We start from the raw sequence: 24,332 nt of genomic DNA on the forward strand, positions 1-24,332 counted from the left end.
TAGGATTGAATGAAGGAAGCAGTCATTGTTGCTGGTGCCAGAACACCGGTTGGTAGAGCAAAAAAGGGGACTTTAGCTAATATGCGTCCGGACGATTTAGGTGCTTTAGTTGTAAGGGAGACGTTGAAAAGAGCCGGGGATTATGAAGGTAACATCGATGATTTAATTATCGGATGTGCGATGCCGGAAGCAGAGCAGGGCTTAAATATGGCGAGAAACATAGGAGCCTTAGCTGGACTTCCTTATACAGTTCCTGCCATTACGATTAATCGATATTGCTCTTCCGGCCTACAAAGCATAGCTTATGGAGCGGAGAAGATCATGCTTGGTCATTCAGATACTGCAATAGCCGGAGGAGCTGAATCTATGAGCCTTGTGCCGATGATGGGGCATGTGGTTCGGCCTAATGTAAAACTAGCAGAGGAAGCACCGGAGTATTATATGGGAATGGGGCATACCGCTGAGCAGGTAGCAACAAAATATGGAATTTCTCGAGAGGAACAAGATGCTTTTGCTGTAAGAAGTCATAAGCGGGCAGCGAAGGCGATTCAAGAAGGAAAGTTTGATGATGAAATTGTTCCTGTTGAAGTAAATGTTCGAACAGTGGGAGCTGATCACAAGCTTCAGGAGAGAGTGGTTCAATTCAGTCAAGATGAAGGAGTTCGCGCGAATACAACATCAGATATACTAGCTACCTTAAAGCCGGCTTTTTCAATAAAAGGGTCTGTTACAGCTGGAAATTCTTCACAAACGAGTGATGGTGCTGCAGCTGTTATGTTAATGGATCGGGAAAAAGCTGAATCTCTTGGATACGAACCTATGGCAAAATTCAAATCTTTTGCGGTTGCAGGTGTACCACCCGAGGTAATGGGGATTGGTCCAGTAGCTGCTGTTCCATTGGCATTAAAATATGCAGGACTGGAGCTTTCAGATATTGGACTATTTGAATTAAATGAAGCCTTTGCATCTCAATCGATTCAGGTTATAAGGGAACTAGGACTTGATGAAGAAAAAGTTAATGTGAATGGTGGAGCTATTGCTCTGGGTCACCCGTTAGGCTGCTCAGGTGCAAAGCTTACCCTTTCACTTATTCATGAAATGAAGCGAAGAAACCAACAGTTTGGTGTTGTCACAATGTGTATCGGCGGAGGAATGGGTGCTGCAGGAGTATTTGAATTAGTGTAAACATGGACCATTGTTAGATGAATAGATCGTGAATTGACAATAAAAGAGTGGGGGAATTTTTCATGGCAAAAACAACGAATTCGGTGATCAAAGGTGGCAGCTTCTTAATTGAGGATATTTCGTACGACCGCATGTTTACCCCGGAAGACTTTACAGATGAGCAGAAGCTGATTGCAAAAACAACAGAAGATTTTACTGTAAATGAAGTTTTACCGCATTTAGAAGACATTGAAAATCATCAGTTTGAAAAATCTGTGAAACTGTTGAAACAAGCAGGGGAACTTGGTTTATTAGGTGCAGATGTTCCTGAAGAATACGGTGGATTCGGTTTAGATAAAATAAGCTCGGCACTTATTACCGAGAAAATCTCGAGGGCAGGAAGCTTTTCGCTTTCCTTTGGTGCTCACGTTGGAATTGGTTCATTGCCGATCGTTCTGTTTGGAAATGAGGAGCAAAAAAAGAAGTACTTACCTGAACTTGCAACAGGTGAAAAAATTGCTGCCTACGCATTAACAGAGCCAAGCTCAGGATCTGATGCATTAGGAGCAAAAACAACGGCAAGATTAAATGCAGAAGGTACACATTATGTGTTAAATGGTGAAAAGCAATGGATCACAAACTCCGGTTTTGCTGATGTCATTATCGTATATGCGAAAGTAGATGGAGAACACTTTTCAGCCTTTATTGTGGAAAGGGACTTTCCGGGAGTGTCGACCGGACCTGAAGAAAAGAAGATGGGGATAAAAGGTTCCTCAACAAGAACGGTTATTTTAGACGATGCACTTGTCCCTAAAGAAAACTTATTAGGCGAGCTTGGAAAAGGTCATGTCATTGCTTTCAACATATTAAATATTGGCCGTTACAAACTTGCTGTTGGAACAATTGGCGGTTCAAAAAGGTTGATCGATGTTGCTGTTCAATATGCAAATCAACGTCAACAATTTAAAACCCCAATTTCTAGCTTCTCACTTATTCAAGAAAAACTTGCCAATATGGCTGTGAAAACATATGCAATGGAAAGTTCTGTTTATCGGACAGTCGGCCTTTTTGAAGACCGTATGAGCAGACTAACAGATGAGGAAATCAAAGATGGTAAAGCAGTAGCCCAATCTATTGCTGAATATGCAATTGAGTGCTCATTGAATAAAGTTTTTGGTTCGGAAACACTAGATTATGTTGTTGATGAAGCTGTCCAAATCCATGGCGGCTATGGCTTTATGGCTGAATATGAAGTAGAGCGTGTTTATCGTGATTCCCGTATTAATCGTATTTTTGAAGGAACAAATGAAATTAATCGCCTATTAGTACCGGGAACTTATTTGCGAAAAGCGCTTAAAGGAGAATTGCCTTTATTCCAAAAAGCACAAAGCTTACAAGAAGAGTTGATGATGCTTATGCCTGAGGAAGTTGGAGATGGAACATTGGAGCAAGAGAAATATCTATTGAAAAATGCGAAGAAAATCGGCGTATTAATTGCAGGTCTTGCTGCACAAAAATACGGAAAAGAACTACAAAAAGAACAGGAAGTATTAGTGAATATTGCAGATATCGTGAGCAATGTATATGCAATGGAATCAGCGATTCTTCGAACAGAAAAGGCGATCGCAAAAACAGGTAAAGAAAAAAATAAGCAAAAGCTTCTTTACACACAGGTATACTGTCAGGAAGCGTTTAATGAAATTGAGTCCCATGCTAAAGAATCATTAATAGCAGTCGAATCAGGTGATTCCCTCCGCATGATGTTATCAGCATTAAGAAAATTCACAAGACACACACCAATCAACGTCATCGGCAAGAAAAGAGAAATCGCGGCAGCTATTATTGATAAAAACGCCTATTTGGCATAAGTTAAGGGAAGAGGCAATCATGTTGGATTGTCTCTTTTTATTTATAAGATAAGAGAGCATAAACTCATGTACTTAGTGCTGGTGTCAAGCTCCAGCGCTGAACCCCTCAAAGTCATAAGGTCGAGGCTGAACAAGGCGCTTACGCTTTTCTTAAAAATATGACATTCCTAATTAGGCGCCGTCAAAAATCTATGATAAGATAAAGAAAAATATTCCTCTCAAAATGGAATAGTACTTTATTGATTATGTGATGTTGGAGGTGATACAAATGGCATTAGATTTTTACTGGTACCCTAAATGTGGAACATGTCGAAAAGCGAAAAAATGGTTAGAAGAACATAACATTGAATTTAATGAAATACATATTGTGGAAAATCCTCCTTCCAAAGAAGAACTATCGAGCATTTATCAAAAGAGTGGAGTAGAACTGAAAAAATTCTTTAATACAAGCGGACAAAAATATAGAGAGCTTGGTCTTAAAGATAAATTAGCATCAATGTCAGAGGATGAAATGCTTGACCTACTATCGTCTAATGGAATGTTAGTGAAGCGTCCACTTACTGTTGGAAATCAAAAGGTAACAATAGGCTTTAAAGAAGACCAATTTGTTGAAGCATGGGGAAATTAACTGAAGCTCTTGCAACAGTGCCAAAAAACTGCTAAAACAATAGTAATTACTATGTTAGAAAATAAAGGTAATAAGTGGATCCAATGACATTCATAATGATAAAAATCCTGGAGGTATGAGAACATGAACACACCAAAAGAACTTCGTTATTCAGAAGAGCACGAATGGGTAAAAGTTGAAGGAGAAAAAGTTCGAATTGGCATTACTGATTTCGCTCAATCAGAACTAGGTGATATCGTTTTCGTTGAACTACCAGAAGTTGGTGATGAAATAAAAGCAGACGAGCCATTTGGAAGTGTTGAATCTGTAAAGACTGTTTCTGAGCTTTATGCACCAATTAGTGGGAAGATTATTGAAATCAATGAAGATCTTGATGATAGCCCTGAATTTGTAAATGAATCACCATATGAAAAGGCGTGGATGATTGTTATTGAGCCTTCAGATATTGCAGATGTTGAAAAATTAATGACTGCAGAACAATACGAAGAAAAGACAAATCAAGACTAATAAGCATGATGGGAAAAAATATGGACATTCTATAAGTAAGGTAAAGGAGGGTGTCCATATGTCTATTCAAAAACAACGATTAGATATCACTGATCGAGTTGTCGGGAAATTTGGAGATGGGCAATTAAATCTTTATCTGGAAAATGAAAAAATTGGCCAGATGGTCTCAGAAAACAATTATAACTTGAAAGCTGGTTATGAATTTAATAATAGCCACTTTTACCAAATTGCAGATGTGTTATCTGGACCAGATCAAAAATATGTCGACTGTGACGATGAAAATGGCTGGTGTTAATGGAAAAGCAGTGGCTAACACCACTGCTTTTTTTGTACTATCAGAAAGTATAAAAAATGTTATGGATGATAGTATAAGAAAAACTAAGGCTATCGCCATCAGGACTTGGGCGACAAGCCAAGTGTTCTAACACTTTTACCTTTTTAATATACTAAATGGTCTGTTTCTTTATATGTTTTTTCTATATGAAATAGAAAAAACATGAAATTAAAGGGAAACAACCTCGACAAATCGAATACGTTATAGAAAAGACTTTTACATTTAAAATTAGGTGATGGTTATGTCGTTAGTTGAGGTTGAAAAAGTATTAATTGTTGAGGGGAAATCAGATAAAAAGAAAGTTCTAAATGTAATATGTGAACCAATAGAAATCATCTGTACAAATGGAACGATCAGTTTAACAAAAATGGATGAATTAATTGAAGAGTTATTTCTAAAAGATGTGTATATTTTAGTTGATTCAGATGATGCCGGAGATCGTTTGCGAAAACAATTTAAGAGGGAGTTTCCAGAGGCCTCCCACCTCTATATTGACAGGGCTTATCGTGAGGTTGCAACAGCACCTGATCACCATGTTGCGTCAGTCCTGCTTACTGCTAATATAGATGTGAATGCAAAATTTCTTTAGAAGGGTGTAAAAAAGTTAGGACTATGATTGATTGGAATGAAAAGCAGCTTACGATACTGAATAAAGGCCTTCATGTGATGTATTTATTTACACCAATGTGTGGTACATGTCAGGTTGCTAAGAAAATGCTAAATGTAGTCGATGAGTTACTTCCAGAATTAGACATTTATTCAGTTAATTTAAATTATTATCCTGAAGAAGCGAAAGAATTAGGGATTGAAAGTGTACCGTGTTTGCTTTTATTCGTAGATGGGAAATTAAAGGAAAAGGTATATGCATTTCAGTCAGTTGGATACCTTTATGACCTTTTAAAACAATATAATGGAAAAGATGACATATTTCTTGGGAAATAGTGCTGTTTTCACAAGAAGAGCAGAAACTGTCGAGATTTATTTAAAGGATTCTTCCGATCATTCATGTAATTAGTTAATAAACTAATTGATGTTCGGGAGGATTTTTTATGTTCTTGACTGATTTTATTTCCAGCCTAAATAAAGCTGATTTTATAAAGCCTATATTAATGAATCGTAAACTCATTGTTGAAGTTAGGCCCAAAAGTAGTGAGAGTTATTATCTTGAACTTTCAGCAAAAAGATCAAGTATTTTGCCTTCTTGCCCACAAAAGGTTGATTTTTTTATTGAAGGTGGAAAGAAAGATTTAGAGGATATGATCAAAAATAACATTAGCATGAAACAGTTAATATCTTTTGGCAGTATATCCATAAAAGGGTCTTATCGTGATTTTTTAAAGCTTGATGCACTGATCAAATTAACATAGGGTAAAACCTCCTTGAAGACTTGCCGAATATATGCTTGGACGATTACAATAAAAGGGTCTAAAAACAGAGTTTTTTCACCAAGTATTTGCACCTATTTGTAGACAAGGCAGTAATACAATAGGGGAGGAATCAAAATGAAAGAAAAACAATATCGACAAGAAACATTAACGATTCACGGTGGATTAAAAAAAGATGAAATGACAGGTGCAAGATCTGTACCTATCTATCAGTCAAACGCTTATGTGTTTGATAATACTGAACATGCAGCTAATTTATTTGGTCTGAAAGAGCCGGGATATATTTATACAAGAATACATAATCCAACAGCAACCGTATTTGAGGAAAGAATTGCCCAACTTGAGGGCGGTATTGGTAGTTTAGCAGTAGCAAGTGGGATGGCAGCGATTACATTATCGGTATTGAATATCGCCGGCGCTGGCGATGAAATTGTATCAGCATCTACCTTATATGGTGGAACTTATAATTTGTTTGCCACAACCTTGCCGAAATATGGAATTAACACAACTTTTGTTGATCCGAAGAACCCTGAGAATTTCCGTGCAGCTATTACTCCAAAAACGAAAGCAATTTTTGCAGAAACAATTGGTAATCCAAGTTTAGATATTCTTGATATTGAAGCTGTTGCAGAAGTTGCACATGAAGCTGGTATTCCGTTAATTGTTGATAATACATTTGCAACTCCATATCTGTGTAAACCGATTGAACATGGTGCTGATATAGTTGTTCACTCTGCGACAAAATGGTTATTAGGAAATGGAACAACAATGGGAGGAGTGATTGTAGATGGTGGAAAGTTTGACTGGAATAGCCCCAAATTCCCCGGATTTACAACACCGGACCCAAGCTATCATGACCTCGTATATTCTGAGGCCCTAGGTTCACAGGCTTATATCATAAAAGCTAGAGTGCAATTGTTACGAGATATGGGACCTGCCATTAGCCCATACAATGCATTTCAATTTACACTTGGTTTAGAAACTCTGCATGTACGAATGAAAGAGCATGTATCAAATGCGCGGAAAATGGTTGATTACCTTGAGAACCATCCCGCTGTAGAATGGGTTCTATACCCTGATAGCCCGAATCATCCAGCAAAAGATTTGGCTGATAAATATCTTCCTAAGGGTGCAGGGTCAGTCATCGTTTTTGGTATTAAAGGTGGAAGAGAAGCAGGAGCCTCCTTAATAAACTCTGTTGAATTGTGGTCACATGTGGCAAATGTAGGTGATGCCAAAAGCCTAATTATCCACCCGGCAAGTACAACACATCAACAACTAAATGATGAGGATTTAAAGAAATCAGGAGTTAAAGAAGACTTAATTCGCCTTTCAGTGGGGATAGAACATATTGATGATTTGATTGAGGACCTTGAACAAGCTATTGAAAAGGCTACAGGGATAAGAAGTTTAGAACAAGTGAAGATATAAAATAAAAAGAAGTAGGATGATCGCTTATGTCATCCTATTTTCTTTTGTCTTAGAGCGTTTTTATAGATAATCAGTGATTAACCAGAATTTTTTAAATTTTATAACAAAAGGTTTTTGATTGACATGATTTTTTAACACATGATACAATCACACTCGTATTTAAAAACCGACATTTACTTAATTTAATATAAGAAACTCTTATCAAGAGAGGTGGAGGGAAGTGCCCGACGAAGCCCGGCAACCAACAACATATGTTGAAATGGTGCCAATTCACGCAAAGCTATCGCTTTGAGAGATGAGAGAAAGGATTTATAAGTGCCTTTCTGCTCATTTAGTAGAAAGGTTTTTTATTTTGTATTTATTAAATAATAAGATCGTTAGAAAGAAGGTGACAGCATGATTACATTATCAAATGTCAGTAAAATATATGAAACAAAATCAGGTCAAGTTAAAGCTGTAAATAATGTAAATCTTGAGATCGAGAAAGGTGAGATCTTCGGAATCATTGGTTATAGTGGTGCAGGTAAAAGTTCTTTAATTCGTCTATTAAATGGGTTGGAAAAGCCAACAAGCGGGGAAGTAACAGTAGCTGATAGTAGAATTGATTCTGCTTCAGGCGCAAAGCTCCGAAAAGCCCGTTTAGAAATAAGCATGATCTTTCAACATTTTAATTTGTTATGGTCAAGAACGGTCCGTGAAAATATTGCCTTTCCATTAGAAATTGCCGGAGTGAAAAAAGCTGAACGACTAAGACGTGTAGATGAATTAATCAAGCTTGTCGGCTTGGAAGGTCGTGAAAATGCTTACCCTTCTCAATTAAGTGGTGGACAAAAGCAACGTGTGGGGATTGCCAGAGCACTAGCAAATAATCCAAAAGTTTTATTATGTGATGAAGCAACGTCAGCGCTGGATCCTCAAACAACTGACTCGATTTTGGAGTTATTAGTCGATATTAATAAACGTTTAGGTTTAACCATTGTTCTTATCACACATGAGATGCATGTTATCCGTAAGATTTGTCATCGTGTTGCAGTGATGGAAAATGGTGAGGTAGTGGAACAAGGAAATGTTTTAGATGTATTTAAAAACCCGCAAAAACCAATTACAAGAACATTTGTAAAACAAATTTCTGAACCGGACGATACGAAGGAAGCAGTGGAGCATTTGTTAAAGAACTATGATTCTGGGAAAGTACTGCAGCTAACATTTGTAGGTGAGGGAGCAGAGAGGCCATTAATTACGAATATCATTAGAAATTTTCAGATTGAAGTAAATATTCTTCAAGGTAAAATCTCGCAAACTCAAAATGGATCATATGGTTCGTTATTTTTACATGTAGATGGAAAACAAGAAGAAATCGATCGTGCTGTCGCATTTATTAAAGAACAACAAGTTGAAGTGGAGGTGCTGGTGAATGCTTGAACAGTTTCTTCCAAATGTGAATTGGGAAAAGGTATGGGAAGCAACATATGAGACAACTTATATGACAGGTGTTTCAGTTGTGGCAACCTTATTCATCGGAATCATCCTTGGGCTTCTATTATTTTTAACATCAAAGGGCAACATATGGGGTAACAGTGTTTTTAACACCGTTCTTTCCGGAATTGTAAACATCTTTCGTTCAATACCGTTTATTATTTTAGTTATTTTGCTTTTACCGATGACAAAAGTGATTGTTGGCACTATCCTTGGTGCAAATGCGGCACTCCCCGCTTTAATTATCGGAGCAGCTCCTTTTTATGCAAGAATGGTAGAGCTTGCTTTAAGAGAAGTGGATAAAGGAGTTATTGAAGCTGCTAAATCTATGGGGGCAAAAACGTCCACGATCATGTGGAAAGTCCTTTTACCTGAATCACTTCCGGCACTAGTTTCAGGAATAACTGTTACAGCTATTGCTTTAGTAGGCTATACGGCAATGGCAGGTGTTGTTGGGGCAGGAGGATTAGGTGACCTGGCATACCGTGAAGGTTTCCAGAGAAATAATTTTGAAGTAACAATTGTTGCGACAATCTTTATCTTAATTATTGTGTTTATTATCCAATTTATTGGAGATATATTAGTTAAAGCTATTGATAAACGTTAGGAGGAAAACAAAGTGAAAAAGTACTTACTATCTATTGTATTTACGATCTTTGCCATTCTTTTAGTTGCTTGCGGCGGCGGGGAAGATAATGGATCACAAGAATCAACTGAAGGAAACACAGAACAAGAAACAAAAGTTCTAACAGTTGGAGCTACTACAGTTCCGCATGCTGAAATCCTGGAAGAAGCAAAGCCGCTATTAGAAGAAAAAGGGATTGAATTAAAAATTGAAGAGTTTTCTGATTATCCATTAATTAACCCTGCGCTAGCCAATGGTGATCTTGATGCAAACTACTTCCAACATGTTCCGTATCTAGATAATGCTGTGAAAGAGAATGGTTTTGAAATTGAAAATGCCGGAGCAATCCATATTGAGCCATTTGGTATTTACTCAAAAGAATATAAAGATCTTGAGGACTTACCGGAAGGTGCAAAAATTATCATGAGCAATAACGTTGCGGAAATGGGTCGCGTATTAGCTCTACTTGAAGAAAAAGGGTTAATTAAGCTTAATCCGGATGTTGAAAAAATTAACGCAACAAAAGATGATATTGTAGAAAATGAAAAAAATCTAGAAATTGATGATAGTGTTGCACCTGAAATGTTGGCAAGTGCTTATGAAAATGATGAGGGTGCTGCTGTTATTATTAATGGAAACTATGCATTAGCAGCTGGGCTGAATCCGGCGGAAGATGCAGTTGCTCTAGAAGCAGGAGAAAATAATCCTTATGCAAATATCATCGCTATCCGAAGCGAAGACAAAGATAAAGAAGAAATTAAAACTCTAGTAGAAGTATTAAAATCTGAAGAGATTAAAGAATTCATCAACACAAAATATCCTGGTTCTGTTTTACCAGTGAATGATTAATCAAAGAACGGGAGATCTGTCTAACAGCAGGTCTCTTTTTTCGTGCTTCTTTTGAATACAATTAAAGGAAATATGCATACTAAACCTGATGATGAAATTAGAATGGAGCTGTGTAAAATGGAACAGAATGAAGAACTTATGACCTCTACTGAAGCTGCTTTACATGAATATAAAATGGGTTTAGGAATGTTCACTCAAAAAATGCCGGACATTGCAACACATTATAATGCATTTACAGAGGCGTGTTTTAAGGAAGGAAATCTTTCTAAGAAGGAAAAGCATTTAATTGCTTTAGGAATTGCGATTAATACTCAAGACGAATACTGTATTATCTACCATGCAAAAGGATGTCTTGATAACGGGGCAAGTGAAGAGGAAATCCTGGAAGCGGTTGGTGTTACAGCAGCTTTTGGTGGAGGAGCTGCGATGAGCCAAGCTGTTACACTTGTTCAGGAATGTATTCAAGAATTGAATCAATTAAAGCAATAAGTTGAGTAAAATAGAGAATCATGAAGAAAAACAACAGATAATGTATCTAAACTGACAGAATGATTCGTAATCAGACAGTATGGTTTGTGAGATTATCTTACGAACTTTGAGTTGAGTGAAAATTCTTGCTATGCTTATTATGTAATAAATAATAAGCTGAAAGGATTGATTCATTATTCACTCGAATCAAGCTTCACTCGACCTGAAATTTACTCCGGAAATGGAAAAGGCGATGCATCAGTCTCACGGAATGGGATATGCAGAGTATGCTAGAAAGCATGATAAACGCATGGATGTTGAAATGAGTCGGGAAGAAGAATACCGAAAAAGTCAGTTGATTTATGCAGATCTTGAACGAAAAATGAAAAAGTAGGATTTATAGATGAGCGGGGAATCAGTGGGAGACACTGATTCTTCTTTTATTTTACTTTTAGAAAGTTTAACTATACTAAAAGATTAAAGTATAAGAAAAGACATCGACTTCCGCCATTCTTGGCGGTAAGTCGTGTTTTTCTAAACAAGTAAGTATACATGTTTGTACTTAGTGTGGTGTCTAGCTCCAGCGCTTAGCCTTCGAGGTCATAAGGCTGATCAATGTGCTTGCGCTTTTCTTATGAACAATATAATATAAGCAGAATAAATTTCATCCCCGAGAGAATGTTTTCTAGGAGAAAGGACGAAAATAATCAAGGTACCTAAAGGGTAGATTCACAGAGAAATGTGTTATATAGTAGAAACTGGCTAATTTCTCTATCTACATATCATTGTAGTGTAAATGTATGAAAGACTGGATTTTATCACACGACAATTTTCGACCAGAACTCATAAAGGTTGTGTTCACTTTTCATTTGTTATAATATTAGAATGAGAATAAAATGAGAATTAGTAAACTTTATATAACATGGAGGGTTTTCAATATGGCAGGTTCTACATTAATCATTAAGGATTTACACGTAGAAATTGATGGAAAAGAAATTCTTAAAGGTGTAAATCTTGAAATAAAAGGCGGAGAGTTCCACGCAATCATGGGACCAAATGGAACGGGTAAATCAACTTTGTCTTCAGCAATTATGGGTCACCCTAAATATGAAGTGACAAAAGGCAGTATCACATTGGATGGTGAAGATGTACTTGAAATGGAAGTTGACGAGCGTGCTCGTGCAGGTCTATTCTTAGCAATGCAATACCCAAGTGAAATCAGCGGGGTTACAAATGCTGACTTCTTACGTTCTTCAATTAATGCTCGTCGCGAAGAAGGAGACGAGATTTCATTAATGAAATTTATCCGCAAAATGGATGCGAATATGGAAGAGCTTGAAATGGATCAAGATATGGCTCAACGTTATTTAAATGAAGGATTTTCTGGTGGAGAGAAGAAACGTAACGAAATTCTTCAGTTAATGATGATTGAACCAAAAATTGCGATCTTAGATGAAATCGATTCTGGTCTTGATATCGATGCATTAAAAGTTGTAGCAAAAGGAATCAACAAAATGCGCAGTGAGGAATTCGGCTGCTTAATGATTACTCACTACCAACGCTTATTAAACTATATTACTCCAGATAAAGTACATGTTATGATGCAAGGACGTGTAGTAAAGTCAGGTGGTCCTGAATTAGCTCAACGTCTGGAAGCAGAAGGATATGACTGGATTAAGCAAGAATTAGGTATTGAAGACGAAACTGTTGGACAAGAAGCATAATTGTAAGGGGGATTATGAGACGTATGGAAACATTAACGATCAATCAGGATTATGTCGCAAGCTTTTCTAGTAAGCTTGGTGAACCGGATTGGCTAAAAGATCTTCGCTTACAAGCTCTTGCAAAACTAGAGGATCTTCCGATGCCAAAACCAGATAAAACGAAAATTGATAAATGGAATTTTACAAACTTTAAAGAACATATTGTTGAGAGTCAAAAGTTATCTTCTCTTAATGAATTACATGAAGATGTGAAATCTTTAATCGATCTTGAATCAACAAACAAAAATCTGTATGTTCAAATAAACAACACAGCTGCCTTTACTTCAGTATCTAGTGAATTAAAAGATCAAGGTGTGATCTTAACGGATATTCACACAGCAGCTAAAGAACATTCTGAATTACTTCAAAAATACTTTATGTCAGATGGCGTAAAAGTTGACGAGCATCGTCTAACAGCCTTGCATGCTGCTCTTGTTAATGGTGGAGTGTTTGTCTATGTTCCTAAAAATGTAGAAGTCGCAGAACCAATTCAAGCGGTGTTTGTACATGATAACCCGAATACAACATTATTCAACCACGTTATTGTTGTAGCTGATGATAACAGTTCTGTTACTTATGTAGAAAACTATATTTCTACTGTTGAAAAGGTTGAAGGTGTTTTCAATATTATTTCAGAGGTATTTGCTAATACAAATGCCCGTGTAACTTACGGTGCAGTTGATACAATAGCTAATGGTGTGACAACTTATGTTAACCGTCGAGGAGTTGCTGGCCGTGATTCACGTATAGAGTGGGCATTAGGTTTAATGAACGATGGAGATACAATCTCTGAGAATGTAACAAATCTAATGGGTGACGGATCTTTCGGTGATACAAAAACAGTTGTCGTAGGTCGTGGAGAGCAAAAGCAAAACTTTACTACAAAGGTTGTTCACTTTGGAAAGCACTCTGAAGGATATATCTTAAAACACGGTGTTATGAAAGACAGTGCTTCTTCTATCTTTAATGGTATCGGTAAAATCGAACATGGTGCGACAAAATCAAATGCAGAACAAGAATCACGTGTTCTTATGTTGAGTGAAAAAGCACGTGGAGATGCAAACCCAATATTATTAATTGATGAAGATGATGTAACAGCAGGTCATGCTGCTTCTGTTGGACGTGTAGATCCAATTCAGCTTTATTACTTAATGAGTCGAGGTATTCCTCAAGTTGAAGCTGAGCGCTTAGTTATTCATGGATTCTTGGCTCCGGTTGTTAAAGAGCTTCCTATTGAAGGCGTAAAGAAGCAGTTAGTTGAGGTTATTGAAAGGAAAGTTAAGTAATGAATATCCAGGATATTCGTGCCCACTTTCCGATCCTAAATCAACAAGTAAACGGCAATGATCTCGTTTATTTAGATAGCGCCGCAACATCCCAGAAACCATTAGCTGTTATTGAGGCTTTATCGACTTATTATAAGGAATACAATTCAAATGTTCACCGTGGAGTTCATACGTTAGGAACAAAGGCAACTGACGGATATGAAGGAGCTCGTGAAAAGGTAAGACGATTCATAAATGCAAAATCAATGCAGGAGATCATCTTTACTCGTGGTGCGACAACAGCGTTAAACATTGTTGCCCAAAGCTACGGTCTTACCAATGTAAAAGAAGGCGACGAAATCGTCATTACGTATATGGAGCACCATGCAAATGTCATTCCTTGGCAGCAAGTAGCTAAGATTACGGGTGCAACATTAAAATACATTCCTTTACAGGAAGATGGAACGATTGCTCTTAAGGATGTTGAAGAAACAGTCACTTCAAATACAAAAATCGTTTCAGTTATGCTTGTTTCAAATGTGCTTGGAACAATAAATCCCATTAAGGAAATAACTGAAATTGCTCATAAAAATGGAGCTATTATGGTTGTGGATGGTGCTCAAAGTACCCCTCATATGAAAATTGATGTACGGGATTTAGATTGTGATTTCTATGCATTTTCTGGACATAAAATGTGTGGACCGACAGGAATCGGTGTACTCTATGGGAAAAAGCAGTTATTAGAAAACATGGAACCAGTCGAATTTGGTGGAGAAATGATTGATTTTGTTGGACTGCAAGAATCAACATGGAAAGAGCTTCCTTGGAAGTTTGAAGCTGGTACACCTATTATTGCCGGAGCTATCGGACTCGGTGCTGCGATTGATTTTCTTGAGGATATTGGCTTAGAAGCAATTGAAGCACATGAGCATAAACTTGCTCAGTATGCTTTAGACCAATTAAGTCAGATTGATGGAATGACCATCTACGGACCTAAACATCGTGCCGGATTAGTAACATTTAATATCGATGATGTTCATCCACATGATGTTGCAACAGTTTTAGATGCTGAGGGAATTGCTGTCCGTGCAGGACACCATTGTGCACAGCCGTTAATGAAATGGCTTAAGGTATCTGCAACAGCAAGAGCTAGTTTTTACCTGTACAACAAAGAAGAAGAAGTAGATAAGTTAGTTGCAGGTATTAAAAAGACAAAGGAGTACTTCAGTAATGTCTAATCATGTAAACCTTGATACACTTTATCGTCAGGTAATTATGGATCATTATAAAAACCCGCGTAATAAAGGGGTTCTTGATAATAGCCTAACGGTCGATATGAACAACCCTACTTGTGGAGATCGCATTCGTTTAACACTTGATCTTAAGGATGATGTGGTAAAGGATGCAAAATTCGAAGGAGAAGGATGTTCCATCTCTATGTCATCAGCTTCTATGATGACACAAGCAATTAAAGGAAAAAAATTAGAGGAAGCATTAAAGCTTTCTGAAATCTTTTCGAATATGATGCTTGGTAAAGAATATGATGATGATATCGACTTAGGTGATATTGAAGCATTACAGGGTGTTGCAAAGTTCCCTGCACGTATTAAATGTGCGACACTTGCTTGGAAGGCAATGGAAAAAGGCGTGAAAGAAGGCAACGAATAATTTACGCTTATAAATCTAACTGGATTGGAGTGAATGTAGATGGCAAAAAAAGCACCTGAAATCGGCGATTACAAGTATGGCTTTGCTGACAAGGATGTTTCCATCTTCCGTTCTAAACGAGGATTAACGAAAGAGATAGTGGAAGAAATCTCTCGTATGAAAGATGAGCCACAATGGATGCTTGATTTCCGTTTGAAATCTTTAGAGCATTTTTATAATATGCCAATGCCACAATGGGGTGGAGATTTGGCTTCACTTAATTTCGATGAAATTACGTATTATGTAAAACCATCTGAGAAATCAGAACGTTCATGGGATGAGGTACCTGAGGAGATCAAAGCTACATTTGATAAATTAGGTATTCCTGAAGCAGAACAAAAGTATTTGGCTGGTGTATCAGCTCAGTATGAATCAGAGGTTGTTTACCATAACATGAAAGAAGACCTTGAAGAGCTTGGAATTGTCTTCAAAGATACAGATACAGCGTTAAAAGAAAACGAAGATATTTTCCGTGAGCACTTTGGTAAGGTTATTCCGGCCGCGGACAATAAGTTCTCTGCCCTTAACTCAGCTGTATGGTCTGGTGGATCATTTATTTATGTACCAAAAGGTGTAAAAGTAGATACTCCATTACAAGCATACTTCCGTATTAACTCTGAAAACATGGGTCAATTCGAGCGTACATTAATCATTGTTGATGAAGGCGCACATGTACATTATGTTGAAGGGTGTACAGCTCCAGTTTATACAACAAACTCACTTCACAGTGCTGTTGTTGAAATCATTGTAAAAGATGGCGGATACTGCCGTTATACAACAATCCAAAACTGGGCGAACAACGTATTTAACCTTGTAACAAAGCGTGCGGTTTGTGATGCGAATGCAACAATGGAATGGATTGATGGTAACATTGGTTCGAAATTAACAATGAAATATCCTGCAGTTATCCTTAGAGGTGAAGGTGCAAGAGGTATGACATTATCAATTGCTTTAGCTGGTAAAGGACAACACCAGGATGCAGGGGCAAAAATGATTCACCTTGCTCCAAACACATCATCAACCATCGTGTCTAAATCCATCTCAAAACAAGGTGGTAAAGTAACATACCGTGGTATTGTTCACTTTGGACGTAAAGCTGAAGGAGCAAGATCAAATATTGAATGTGATACACTAATTATGGATAACCAATCAACATCTGATACAATTCCATACAATGAGATTTTAAACGACAATATCTCACTGGAGCACGAAGCAAAAGTATCAAAAGTATCAGAAGAGCAATTATTCTATCTCATGAGCCGTGGTATTTCCGAAGAAGAAGCAACTGAAATGATCGTAATGGGCTTTATCGAGCCATTTACAAAAGAGCTTCCAATGGAATATGCAGTAGAAATGAACCGTCTAATCAAGTTCGAGATGGAAGGTTCTATCGGGTAATATAATGAAACAAAACGGGACTGACAATTATGTCGGTTCCTTTTTTTTAACTTTCTATCTATGAACGTGGTATAGTATGGGTAGAAAAAATCTAAAACTATATTCCAGGGTGATTCTGAATGTCAACCATTCAATTAGGATTAACCGGTTGGGGAGATCATGATTCTCTCTACGTGAACTCAAATACAAAAAGTAAATTACAGGAATACTCTGCTCATTTTCCAACGGTCGAAATTGATTCTTCATTTTATGCCATTCAACCAGAGCGTAATATGGAGAAGTGGGTCAGAGAAACACCTGAAACCTTTCAATTTATTGCAAAAGCCTATCAAGGAATGACAGGCCATCTTCGGGGGGAAATTCCTTTTGACAATAAAATTGATATGTTCAATGCTTACCTCAAGTCACTCGAACCGTTAAAGGCATCCAATAAACTTGCAATGGTGCTGTTTCAATTTCCACCATGGTTTTCTTGTACGAAGGAGAATGTCGCTTATTTAAAATGGTGTCGAGAAATAATGGGAGATACAGAGGTTGCCCTTGAATTTCGTAATCGTTCCTGGTTTTCACCAACTTACTATGAAAAAACATTAAGTTTTATGGAGTCTGAGGGGTGGATTCATAGTATCGTTGATGAACCGCAGGCTGGTGAGAGATCGGTACCTACTGTATTGCATCCTACAAATCCCGATAAAACCTTGATTCGACTTCATGGCCGTAATGTATATGGATGGAGCAAGCCTGCGAACGGTGATAATTGGCGGGATGTACGATATTTATACAGATATAATGAGCAGGAATTGCAAGAATGGCAAGAACATCTATCAAAAATTAAAAGCTGCACAGAAACAATTTATATGCTTTTTAATAATAACTCTGGTGGTGATGCAGCAGATAATGCAAAGATGATGATATCATTATTAGGAATACAATATTCCGGACTTGCTGAAAAACAGTTAAGCCTGTTTTCAGATGAAGACTAGGTCATTTTTGTATGGTCTCATGTAGTTGGCACAGTAAATAAGGAGAGAGGAATATGTTAGAGAAGGTTCATCTATATCATACGAACGATTTACATAGTCATTTCGAAAACTGGCCATCCATTGTTCAGTTTCTAAAGACAAAAAAGACATATCATGCCGAACAACAGGAACAAATGATTTTACTCGATATTGGTGACCATGCTGATCGCTTTCATCCAATTACGGAGGCAACAAAAGGGAAAGCAAATGTTCATTTATTAAATCATTTGCAGTATGATGCAGTGACCATTGGAAATAACGAAGGTATTACGTTTTCACATGATGATCTTGATATGCTTTATGAGGATGCGAAGTTTCCGGTCATTCTTTCAAACCTGTATACAGAATTAGGCGAGAGACCTAAATGGGTTGTGCCATTTCATATTATAACATTACATAACGGAACGAAAATCGCCTTATTAGGTGTAACTGTTTTTTATGAGAAATTTTATGAATTATTAGGTTGGAAAGTTAAAGATCCTTTTCAAAGCTTAACAGAAACCATTCAGCAGGTTAAGGAGCAGGTTGATATTATTGTTCTTATGTCCCATTTAGGAATTAGTGATGATGAAATCATTGCAAATGAATTTCCAGAAATTGATGTTATTATAGGGGGGCATACCCATCACGTACTACCAGAAGGAAAAGAGATCAACCAAACTCTCATAGCAGGAGCAGGAAAATATGGGCGTTACATCGGTCGTATTTCCTTAACCATCGATACAGAAGAAAAAAAGATCATGACTCATAAAGCAACCGTTTATCCGATGGACGATGAAAAAGAGGTTTGTGAAGAAACGATTCAATGGTTGCAGCAAACGAGTTTGGAAAGTGATCAAATTCTTTCAGAAGTTATAGGTACGTCAGAAGAAAATTTATCCCTTGATTGGTTTCAAGACTCTACTTTTCCAAAGCTCCTTGTTCAGGCTATTAAAGAGTGGTGTGATGGTGAAGTAGCAATGGTGAATTCCGGAATTATTTTAGAGCCCTTACAAAAAGGCCCTGTTACGAGAAAGGATCTCCACCGAATATGCCCTCATCCTATTAATCCATGTAAAGTTTTCTTAAAAGGTGATGTTTTAAAAGAAGTGATCGTCCAGTCAAGAGATGAAAACATGGAACAATTAAAATTAAAGGGATTAGGATTTAGAGGAAAAGTAATGGGACGAATGGTATTTGATGGAATTGATGTTCGTATGAAAGTTTTTCAGGATGGTAAGGAGCATGTAACAGACATCTTTATAAATGGTGAAAAGATTCAAGCGGATCGCATTTATGCTGTGGCAACAATTGATATGTTTACACTTGGCCCATTATATCCGGAAATCGGGCATGCAGAGAAAAAAATCTTCTATATGCCAGAGCTGCTTCGAGATCTTTTAGCCTGGAAATTAGGCAAGAAATCCACGAAGCTATAGGCATTGATCTACACGTATCCTTTCTTTGTTCATAAAAATATAACAAGAAAGGAGTGTAGAGAAATAATGGTTACTATGACACCAATCGTCATTGATGGAAACCAATTTACTGCTATAACGGTTGCGTTGCCTAAGACAAATTTTATGGCAATCACAAACGAAAAGGGATATATTATGTGCGGTGCGCTTGATGTCGCATTATTAAATGAAAAGCTTAAAGATAGGGGAATTATTGCAGGGCGTGCGGTAGGAGTCCGCACCATTGAACAACTTCTCGAGGCCCCTTTAGAATCAGTCACTTATGAGGCTGAAAAGCGTGGAATTACGGTTGGTACAAAAGGAAGAGATGCTTTACTTAAAATGATGTAGCGCATCTTCGAGAGAAAAATATCATAAAAAATTAGCGTACATCCCTCCTTACATGCATAAACATAGCTTGTAAAGGAGGGATTTGTTTTGGCTAAATTTCGCGGACGACGCCCGCGTAGAGGGCCTTTACCTTTTCGTTATGTTGTATTACTAACAAGTGTTATTTTTATATTGATCACTTCCATAAGCTTTTGGATTGTAAACGTTCAGATCGAATCCACCATGATGAAGATTGCGAGGTTAGAAGCCAATAAAGTCGCAACCACGATCATTCATGATGCAGTTGAAGAAGAAATCTTAACAAATGAAGAACAAGAGAATTTAGTTACAATTGATAAGGATTCTGATGGAAATGTAAATTCATTTACATTTAATCAACGAGCTGTAACAATGGCAAAGAAAAGAGTGACTGATAATGTAACAAAAAAGCTTGGGGAAATAGAAAGAAACAATTTCCATGGAATGACGCTTAATGAAGAGGGGAGTAATACTGGCATTATTTATGAAATTCCTTTAGGGAAAATTACAGGCAACTCAATATTGAGTACACTCGGACCGGGAATACCAATCGAGTACTATCTAATAGGAGATGTATTTACAGATATTAAAAGAACAACAGAGGAATATGGAATTAATAATGCTGTACATGAAATTGCTATATTCGTAGAAGTAAGTGTACAGGTAGTGATTCCGTTTGCTACAGATGTAGTAAAAGCGGTAAATACTATTCCGGTTGTCATCCAAACAGAACAAGGAGAAGTCCCTGAATATTATAACAGTGGGGAAGATGCAGACCATTCTATTGAATTACCAAAAAAACCATAGTTGTTCTTATTCAACTATTTTGGTAGAATAATTTTTATAATACTAAATATTGACCTACATCACCTTATCTCATGATGAGGTAGAGGCGCAGAAAACAAAAGTACAATATGTGAGTATGACATCGAAGATCATGTTGGAAAGGGTTTTTTGCCGAAGTAAATGTTTGCTAGTCAGGTTACATTTGCTGGTATTACTTTAAATAAAGGTAATACTGTCATTATAGAAATCTATAATGGAGGGCTACTGATCGAGATGGAGGATAACATAGTATGAAAAATTGTTATTTTCTATTCTTTAGGATGTAATAAAAAGACAAATTATCCTATGATCAATTCAGAGCCTTCCATTATTAACGAATGGGAGGCTTTTTAACATTATGGCAGGAACAATTTTTTCTATTATTCCACCAATTATCGCCATTTTAATGGTGATTTTGACAAGAAGAGTTTTATTATCTCTTGGAGTAGGGATAATATCAGCGGCGTTATTGATTGAAGAATTTTCAATCACGGGTACAGGAATGGTCATATTAAAGGCAATTCAAGGTGTTTTTTATTCTGACGGAGAAGTGAATACTTGGAATGTTTATATTATTTTATTTCTGCTAATTTTAGGAATTGTCACAGCACTTATCTCTATTTCAGGAGGAAGCCGTGCTTTTGGTGAATGGGCAAAAAAACGTGTAAAAACCCGTGCTGGTGCACAGTTAACAGCAGCATTGCTCGGAATCTTAATTTTTATCGATGATTATTTTAATGCACTTGCAGTTGGGCAGGTTAGTCGCCCGATTACAGATCGCCAAAAAGTATCCAGAGCTAAGCTTGCTTATATTATTGATTCCACTTCAGCACCAGTTTGTGTTGTTTCACCTGTATCAAGCTGGGGTGCTTATATTATAGCGATGATTGCAACAATTCTAACAACGCACGGAGTATCAGAGTATACGCCACTAGGTGCTTTTATGGCGATGGTACCGATGAATTATTATGTTATCGCAGCATTAGCTTTAGTTTTTGCCGTTGCTGTATTCAATATTAATATCGGTCCGATGAAAATCCATGAAAATCGAGCAATTGAGACAGGTCAAGTTGTTGATCCAAATAAAGAGGTACTTGGTGAAGTGAAAGAAGACTTGCCAACTAGTGACAAAGGCACAATAGGAAATCTTGTTTGGCCAATCATCTCCCTAATTATTGGAACTGTATCATCGATGTTGTACACAGGATATAGTGCGATTGAAGATAAAGCGGATGTAACAATTTTTACGATTTTTGAAAACACGGATGTTTCTGCATCCCTATTATATGGCGGGCTTTTTGGATTAGCTATTACCATCATCCTATTTTTAGCAAAAGGAATAAAGGTTAGTTATTTGCCTTTAGCATTGAAAGAAGGAATTAAATCCATGCTACCGGCCATTTATATACTTTTATTTGCATGGGTTATTGTTGATTTGATCGGCCAATTGAGTACGGGTGAATATTTGGCAGGAATAGTAGAAAAATCTAATCTTAATTTATCTTATTTACCTGTAGTTATGTTTGTTTTAGGCGCATTTATGGCGTTTGCGACAGGAACATCATGGGGAACGTTTGGTATTATGTTACCAATAGCTGCTGAAATTACAGCTGCAACAGATATTAGTATGTTACTTCCAGCTATGGCTGCTGTCCTAGCAGGTTCAGTTTTAGGAGACCATTGTTCACCTATTTCTGATACAACAATTCTATCTTCAACAGGTGCAGGAAGTCATCATATTGATCACGTTATGACACAACTCCCTTACGCATTAATAGGTGGGGGAATTGCAGCAATTGGTTACTTAGTTTTAGGTTTAACAGGAAACAGTATTATTGGTTTTGTTAGTATTATTGTTTTATTAGCTGCATTTATTGTGGTTTTCTCAAAAAAATTCAAAACGAATGAGTAAAGGAGAGGGTGTTATTATCCCTCTCTTTGTTGTGATTTATTATGAATAAATAATATTTATTCATAATAAAAATTTAATGAGCATGAAATGATTATAAATTGTAATAATATTTTTTTGGCGTATTTTTCTTTCTCGCTTTTATGGACTAAATAAATAAAGAAATAATAAAAAATGAAAGAATGTATAAATTATTTCCATATGTTTTGTTAACTATTTGATATTTCTGAAAATATCATTTTGAAATAGTATTTTTTCGAAATTTTTTATAGACATAGGAATAAAGTCCATTTATACTATGTATAGATTATAATAAATAATCAGAAAATTATATAATTTCTAATTGTTTCCACTTTTTAAAAAGAGAAACATAAGAGGAGGAAAAACGATGGATAATCGCCCACAGTGGGGGACAAGGGCAGGATTTATACTAGCAGCCATTGGTTCTGCAGTAGGTTTAGGTAATATTTGGAGGTTTCCAGCAACAGCGTATGAAAATGGAGGTGGGGCTTTCTTCATTCCATATTTATTCGCACTTTTAACAGCTGGTATTCCATTACTTGTTATGGAGTTTACTATAGGTCATAAATATCGTGGATCGGCTCCTATGTCATTGGGACGAATGAGCAAGGGTTCTGAGTGGATCGGGTGGTGGCAAGTTGCAATTTCATTTGTCATTTCCACTTATTACGCAGTTATTATTGCTTGGGCAATGTCTTATTCGGTGTTCTCATTTAACTTAACTTGGGGATCAGAACCAGGTGATTTCTTATTCGGTGATTACTTAAAACTGGCTGAAACACCAGGTCAGTTTGGAGGATTAGTTCCAGGTGTATTAATACCATTAGTTCTTGTTTGGGTTTTAGCTCTAGGTGTTCTTTTCGCAGGTGTTAAAAAGGGAATTGAAGTGGCGAACAAGATCTTTATTCCTGCGCTAGTTATATTATTCGGTATTATCGTTATTCGTGCATTAACGCTAGAAGGAGCTGCAGCAGGTTTGGATGCTTTCTTTAAACCTGATTGGAGTAAAATTGCTGATGGTAAAGTATGGGTAGCAGCTTATGGTCAAATTTTCTTCAGTTTATCAATTGCTTTTGCTATTATGATTACTTATTCAAGCTACCTACCGAAGAAATCTGATATTACAAACAATGCATTTATTACAGGCTTTAGTAACTCTGGTTTTGAATTGTTAGCAGGTATTGGAGTGTTTAGTGCATTAGGATTTATGGCAGCACAACAAGGTGTTCCGGTTAGTGAAGTAGTAGAAGCGGGAGTAGGTCTAGCATTCGTTGTTTTCCCGCAGATTATCAACGAATTTCCAGCGCTTAATGGATTATTTGGTTTCTTATTCTTTGGATCGCTAGTGCTGGCAGGTTTATCATCTTTAATTTCAATCGTTGAAACATTTGTAGCAGGTGTGCAAGAAAAATTCAATGTATCAAGAACGAAAGCAGTTGCATTTGGTGGTGGACTTTCTGCATTAATCTCCTTAATTTATGCTACAAAAGGCGGTTTATATTTCCTTGACTCTGTAGATTACTTTATTAATCAGTTCGGAGTAGCGATGGCAGGTTTATTTGAAGTAATTGCTATTGCGTGGTTTGCAAAAGAGCTTAAGAATCTTCAATCACACGCAAATTCAATGTCTGATATTCGAGTAGGAGCATGGTGGAGAATTTGCTTAGGATTTATTACACCAGCAGTCTTAGGTTATATGATGTTTGATAACCTACGAAATAACCTAACTGCTCCTTACGGTGACTATCCTTTAGGCTTCTTATTTAATTGGGGATGGACAGTAGCAATTGGAGCAATGCTTGTGGGTGTGTTATTCACAATTAAGCGCAACTCAGCTGACAATTCACTTTCAATGTCAAAGAGTAAGAGTAAGGGGGTCTAA

26 protein-coding genes and 2 riboswitches are annotated in these 24,332 nt (G+C 37.0%); all 26 genes read left to right on the forward strand.

Annotated elements, in window-relative coordinates:
• Nucleotides 1-9 precede the first annotated feature (9 nt).
• The 26 genes from LC095_RS15920 to LC095_RS16040 all read left to right on the forward strand — a co-directional run bounded on the left by LC095_RS15920 (nt 10) and on the right by LC095_RS16040 (nt 24,332).
• On the forward strand, nt 10-1,185 hold the full coding sequence (locus LC095_RS15920) for an acetyl-CoA C-acetyltransferase (RefSeq protein ID WP_078431328.1): 1,176 nt from the start codon (nt 10-12) through the stop codon (nt 1,183-1,185).
• Nucleotides 1,186-1,247: 62 nt separating this feature from the next.
• The gene (locus tag LC095_RS15925) at nt 1,248-3,032 is read left to right on the forward strand and encodes an acyl-CoA dehydrogenase family protein (RefSeq protein ID WP_226529086.1); all 1,785 of its coding nucleotides are present in this window, start codon (nt 1,248-1,250) and stop codon (nt 3,030-3,032) included.
• Between the two features lie 268 nt (nt 3,033-3,300).
• Nucleotides 3,301-3,660 (forward strand): arsenate reductase family protein, encoded by a 360-nt coding sequence (locus tag LC095_RS15930; RefSeq protein WP_226529087.1) that lies wholly within the window; start codon nt 3,301-3,303, stop codon nt 3,658-3,660.
• Between the two features lie 123 nt (nt 3,661-3,783).
• A complete protein-coding gene (gene gcvH, locus LC095_RS15935; RefSeq protein ID WP_078431325.1) occupies nt 3,784-4,167 on the forward strand; it encodes a glycine cleavage system protein GcvH in 384 nt (127 codons plus the stop codon).
• 58 nt (nt 4,168-4,225) lie between these two features.
• Nucleotides 4,226-4,462, forward strand: a complete 237-nt coding sequence (locus LC095_RS15940; protein WP_026559062.1) for a YusG family protein — start codon at nt 4,226-4,228, stop codon at nt 4,460-4,462.
• On the forward strand, nt 4,443-4,592 hold the full coding sequence (locus LC095_RS15945) for a hypothetical protein (RefSeq protein ID WP_226529088.1): 150 nt from the start codon (nt 4,443-4,445) through the stop codon (nt 4,590-4,592). The genes LC095_RS15940 and LC095_RS15945 overlap by 20 nt, the downstream gene beginning before the upstream one ends.
• A gap of 150 nt (nt 4,593-4,742) precedes the next feature.
• Nucleotides 4,743-5,090, forward strand: coding sequence for a toprim domain-containing protein (locus LC095_RS15950; RefSeq protein WP_026559061.1), 348 nt, complete (start codon nt 4,743-4,745; stop codon nt 5,088-5,090).
• A 23-nt stretch (nt 5,091-5,113) separates the two neighbouring features.
• Nucleotides 5,114-5,443 carry a thioredoxin family protein gene (locus LC095_RS15955; protein ID WP_226529089.1) on the forward strand — a complete coding sequence of 110 codons (330 nt, stop codon included), beginning with the start codon at nt 5,114-5,116 and terminating at the stop codon, nt 5,441-5,443.
• A gap of 107 nt (nt 5,444-5,550) precedes the next feature.
• Nucleotides 5,551-5,868 (forward strand): SCP2 sterol-binding domain-containing protein, encoded by a 318-nt coding sequence (locus LC095_RS15960; protein ID WP_226529090.1) that lies wholly within the window; start codon nt 5,551-5,553, stop codon nt 5,866-5,868.
• A 135-nt stretch (nt 5,869-6,003) separates the two neighbouring features.
• Nucleotides 6,004-7,317 carry an O-acetylhomoserine aminocarboxypropyltransferase/cysteine synthase family protein gene (locus LC095_RS15965; protein ID WP_226529091.1) on the forward strand — a complete coding sequence of 438 codons (1,314 nt, stop codon included), beginning with the start codon at nt 6,004-6,006 and terminating at the stop codon, nt 7,315-7,317.
• 195 nt (nt 7,318-7,512) lie between these two features.
• Nucleotides 7,513-7,619, forward strand: a riboswitch (SAM riboswitch).
• Nucleotides 7,620-7,713: 94 nt separating this feature from the next.
• Entirely contained in the window at nt 7,714-8,739 is a 1,026-nt protein-coding gene (locus LC095_RS15970) for a methionine ABC transporter ATP-binding protein (protein ID WP_226529092.1), read from the forward strand.
• Nucleotides 8,732-9,400, forward strand: coding sequence for a methionine ABC transporter permease (locus tag LC095_RS15975; protein WP_226529093.1), 669 nt, complete (start codon nt 8,732-8,734; stop codon nt 9,398-9,400). The genes LC095_RS15970 and LC095_RS15975 overlap by 8 nt, the downstream gene beginning before the upstream one ends.
• A 12-nt stretch (nt 9,401-9,412) precedes the next feature.
• Nucleotides 9,413-10,267 carry a MetQ/NlpA family ABC transporter substrate-binding protein gene (locus LC095_RS15980; protein WP_226529094.1) on the forward strand — a complete coding sequence of 285 codons (855 nt, stop codon included), beginning with the start codon at nt 9,413-9,415 and terminating at the stop codon, nt 10,265-10,267.
• A 117-nt stretch (nt 10,268-10,384) separates the two neighbouring features.
• A complete protein-coding gene (locus LC095_RS15985) occupies nt 10,385-10,756 on the forward strand; it encodes a carboxymuconolactone decarboxylase family protein (RefSeq protein ID WP_226529095.1) in 372 nt (123 codons plus the stop codon).
• Nucleotides 10,757-11,006: 250 nt separating this feature from the next.
• Nucleotides 11,007-11,129, forward strand: coding sequence for a hypothetical protein (locus tag LC095_RS26860; protein WP_264196077.1), 123 nt, complete (start codon nt 11,007-11,009; stop codon nt 11,127-11,129).
• 544 nt (nt 11,130-11,673) lie between these two features.
• Nucleotides 11,674-12,459: a Fe-S cluster assembly ATPase SufC gene (gene sufC, locus LC095_RS15990; protein ID WP_026559053.1), complete on the forward strand. Its 786-nt coding sequence runs from the start codon at nt 11,674-11,676 to the stop codon at nt 12,457-12,459.
• A 14-nt stretch (nt 12,460-12,473) separates the two neighbouring features.
• Nucleotides 12,474-13,784, forward strand: a complete 1,311-nt coding sequence (sufD, locus tag LC095_RS15995; RefSeq protein ID WP_226529096.1) for a Fe-S cluster assembly protein SufD — start codon at nt 12,474-12,476, stop codon at nt 13,782-13,784.
• Entirely contained in the window at nt 13,784-15,001 is a 1,218-nt protein-coding gene (locus LC095_RS16000) for a cysteine desulfurase (RefSeq protein WP_226529097.1), read from the forward strand. The genes sufD and LC095_RS16000 overlap by 1 nt, the downstream gene beginning before the upstream one ends.
• Entirely contained in the window at nt 14,994-15,431 is a 438-nt protein-coding gene (sufU, locus tag LC095_RS16005; RefSeq protein WP_226529098.1) for a Fe-S cluster assembly sulfur transfer protein SufU, read from the forward strand. Before LC095_RS16000 ends, sufU begins: the two co-directional genes overlap by 8 nt.
• Nucleotides 15,432-15,470: 39 nt before the next feature.
• A complete protein-coding gene (gene sufB / locus LC095_RS16010; protein ID WP_226529099.1) occupies nt 15,471-16,868 on the forward strand; it encodes a Fe-S cluster assembly protein SufB in 1,398 nt (465 codons plus the stop codon).
• Nucleotides 16,869-16,987: 119 nt separating this feature from the next.
• Nucleotides 16,988-17,851 (forward strand): DUF72 domain-containing protein, encoded by an 864-nt coding sequence (locus tag LC095_RS16015; RefSeq protein ID WP_226529100.1) that lies wholly within the window; start codon nt 16,988-16,990, stop codon nt 17,849-17,851.
• Nucleotides 17,852-17,904: 53 nt separating this feature from the next.
• Nucleotides 17,905-19,308, forward strand: a complete 1,404-nt coding sequence (locus LC095_RS16020; protein ID WP_226529101.1) for a bifunctional metallophosphatase/5'-nucleotidase — start codon at nt 17,905-17,907, stop codon at nt 19,306-19,308.
• Nucleotides 19,309-19,374: 66 nt separating this feature from the next.
• Nucleotides 19,375-19,677 carry a YunC family protein gene (locus LC095_RS16025; RefSeq protein WP_026559046.1) on the forward strand — a complete coding sequence of 101 codons (303 nt, stop codon included), beginning with the start codon at nt 19,375-19,377 and terminating at the stop codon, nt 19,675-19,677.
• A gap of 87 nt (nt 19,678-19,764) precedes the next feature.
• Nucleotides 19,765-20,502, forward strand: a complete 738-nt coding sequence (gene yunB / locus LC095_RS16030; protein WP_226529102.1) for a sporulation protein YunB — start codon at nt 19,765-19,767, stop codon at nt 20,500-20,502.
• 72 nt (nt 20,503-20,574) lie between these two features.
• Nucleotides 20,575-20,753: riboswitch (Lysine riboswitch) on the forward strand.
• A gap of 125 nt (nt 20,754-20,878) precedes the next feature.
• Nucleotides 20,879-22,432 carry a Na+/H+ antiporter NhaC family protein gene (locus LC095_RS16035; protein WP_226529103.1) on the forward strand — a complete coding sequence of 518 codons (1,554 nt, stop codon included), beginning with the start codon at nt 20,879-20,881 and terminating at the stop codon, nt 22,430-22,432.
• 385 nt (nt 22,433-22,817) lie between these two features.
• Entirely contained in the window at nt 22,818-24,332 is a 1,515-nt protein-coding gene (locus LC095_RS16040) for a sodium-dependent transporter (protein ID WP_226529104.1), read from the forward strand.

The sequence above is a fragment of the Metabacillus niabensis genome, assembly GCF_020524345.1.
Taxonomy (GTDB): domain Bacteria; phylum Bacillota; class Bacilli; order Bacillales; family Bacillaceae; genus Metabacillus; species Metabacillus niabensis_B.

Bases quoted from the DNA above. Each gene is read 5' to 3' on its own strand.
- gcvH (WP_078431325.1), top strand. From the start codon at position 3,784: ATGAACACACCAAAAGAACTTCGTTATTCAGAAGAGCACGAATGGGTA.
- LC095_RS15925 (WP_226529086.1), top strand. From the start codon at position 1,248: ATGGCAAAAACAACGAATTCGGTGATCAAAGGTGGCAGCTTCTTAATT.
- LC095_RS15985 (WP_226529095.1), top strand. From the start codon at position 10,385: ATGGAACAGAATGAAGAACTTATGACCTCTACTGAAGCTGCTTTACAT.
- LC095_RS15945 (WP_226529088.1), top strand. From the start codon at position 4,443: ATGAAAATGGCTGGTGTTAATGGAAAAGCAGTGGCTAACACCACTGCT.
- LC095_RS15975 (WP_226529093.1), top strand. From the start codon at position 8,732: ATGCTTGAACAGTTTCTTCCAAATGTGAATTGGGAAAAGGTATGGGAA.
- LC095_RS16020 (WP_226529101.1), top strand. From the start codon at position 17,905: ATGTTAGAGAAGGTTCATCTATATCATACGAACGATTTACATAGTCAT.
- LC095_RS26860 (WP_264196077.1), top strand. From the start codon at position 11,007: ATGGGATATGCAGAGTATGCTAGAAAGCATGATAAACGCATGGATGTT.
- LC095_RS16000 (WP_226529097.1), top strand. From the start codon at position 13,784: ATGAATATCCAGGATATTCGTGCCCACTTTCCGATCCTAAATCAACAA.
- LC095_RS15960 (WP_226529090.1), top strand. From the start codon at position 5,551: ATGTTCTTGACTGATTTTATTTCCAGCCTAAATAAAGCTGATTTTATA.
- sufC (WP_026559053.1), top strand. From the start codon at position 11,674: ATGGCAGGTTCTACATTAATCATTAAGGATTTACACGTAGAAATTGAT.
- LC095_RS15955 (WP_226529089.1), top strand. From the start codon at position 5,114: ATGATTGATTGGAATGAAAAGCAGCTTACGATACTGAATAAAGGCCTT.
- LC095_RS16015 (WP_226529100.1), top strand. From the start codon at position 16,988: ATGTCAACCATTCAATTAGGATTAACCGGTTGGGGAGATCATGATTCT.
- sufB (WP_226529099.1), top strand. From the start codon at position 15,471: ATGGCAAAAAAAGCACCTGAAATCGGCGATTACAAGTATGGCTTTGCT.
- sufU (WP_226529098.1), top strand. From the start codon at position 14,994: ATGTCTAATCATGTAAACCTTGATACACTTTATCGTCAGGTAATTATG.
- LC095_RS15950 (WP_026559061.1), top strand. From the start codon at position 4,743: ATGTCGTTAGTTGAGGTTGAAAAAGTATTAATTGTTGAGGGGAAATCA.
- LC095_RS16035 (WP_226529103.1), top strand. From the start codon at position 20,879: ATGGCAGGAACAATTTTTTCTATTATTCCACCAATTATCGCCATTTTA.
- LC095_RS15970 (WP_226529092.1), top strand. From the start codon at position 7,714: ATGATTACATTATCAAATGTCAGTAAAATATATGAAACAAAATCAGGT.
- LC095_RS15965 (WP_226529091.1), top strand. From the start codon at position 6,004: ATGAAAGAAAAACAATATCGACAAGAAACATTAACGATTCACGGTGGA.
- LC095_RS15920 (WP_078431328.1), top strand. From the start codon at position 10: ATGAAGGAAGCAGTCATTGTTGCTGGTGCCAGAACACCGGTTGGTAGA.
- LC095_RS16040 (WP_226529104.1), top strand. From the start codon at position 22,818: ATGGATAATCGCCCACAGTGGGGGACAAGGGCAGGATTTATACTAGCA.
- LC095_RS15930 (WP_226529087.1), top strand. From the start codon at position 3,301: ATGGCATTAGATTTTTACTGGTACCCTAAATGTGGAACATGTCGAAAA.
- LC095_RS15940 (WP_026559062.1), top strand. From the start codon at position 4,226: ATGTCTATTCAAAAACAACGATTAGATATCACTGATCGAGTTGTCGGG.
- sufD (WP_226529096.1), top strand. From the start codon at position 12,474: ATGAGACGTATGGAAACATTAACGATCAATCAGGATTATGTCGCAAGC.
- LC095_RS16025 (WP_026559046.1), top strand. From the start codon at position 19,375: ATGGTTACTATGACACCAATCGTCATTGATGGAAACCAATTTACTGCT.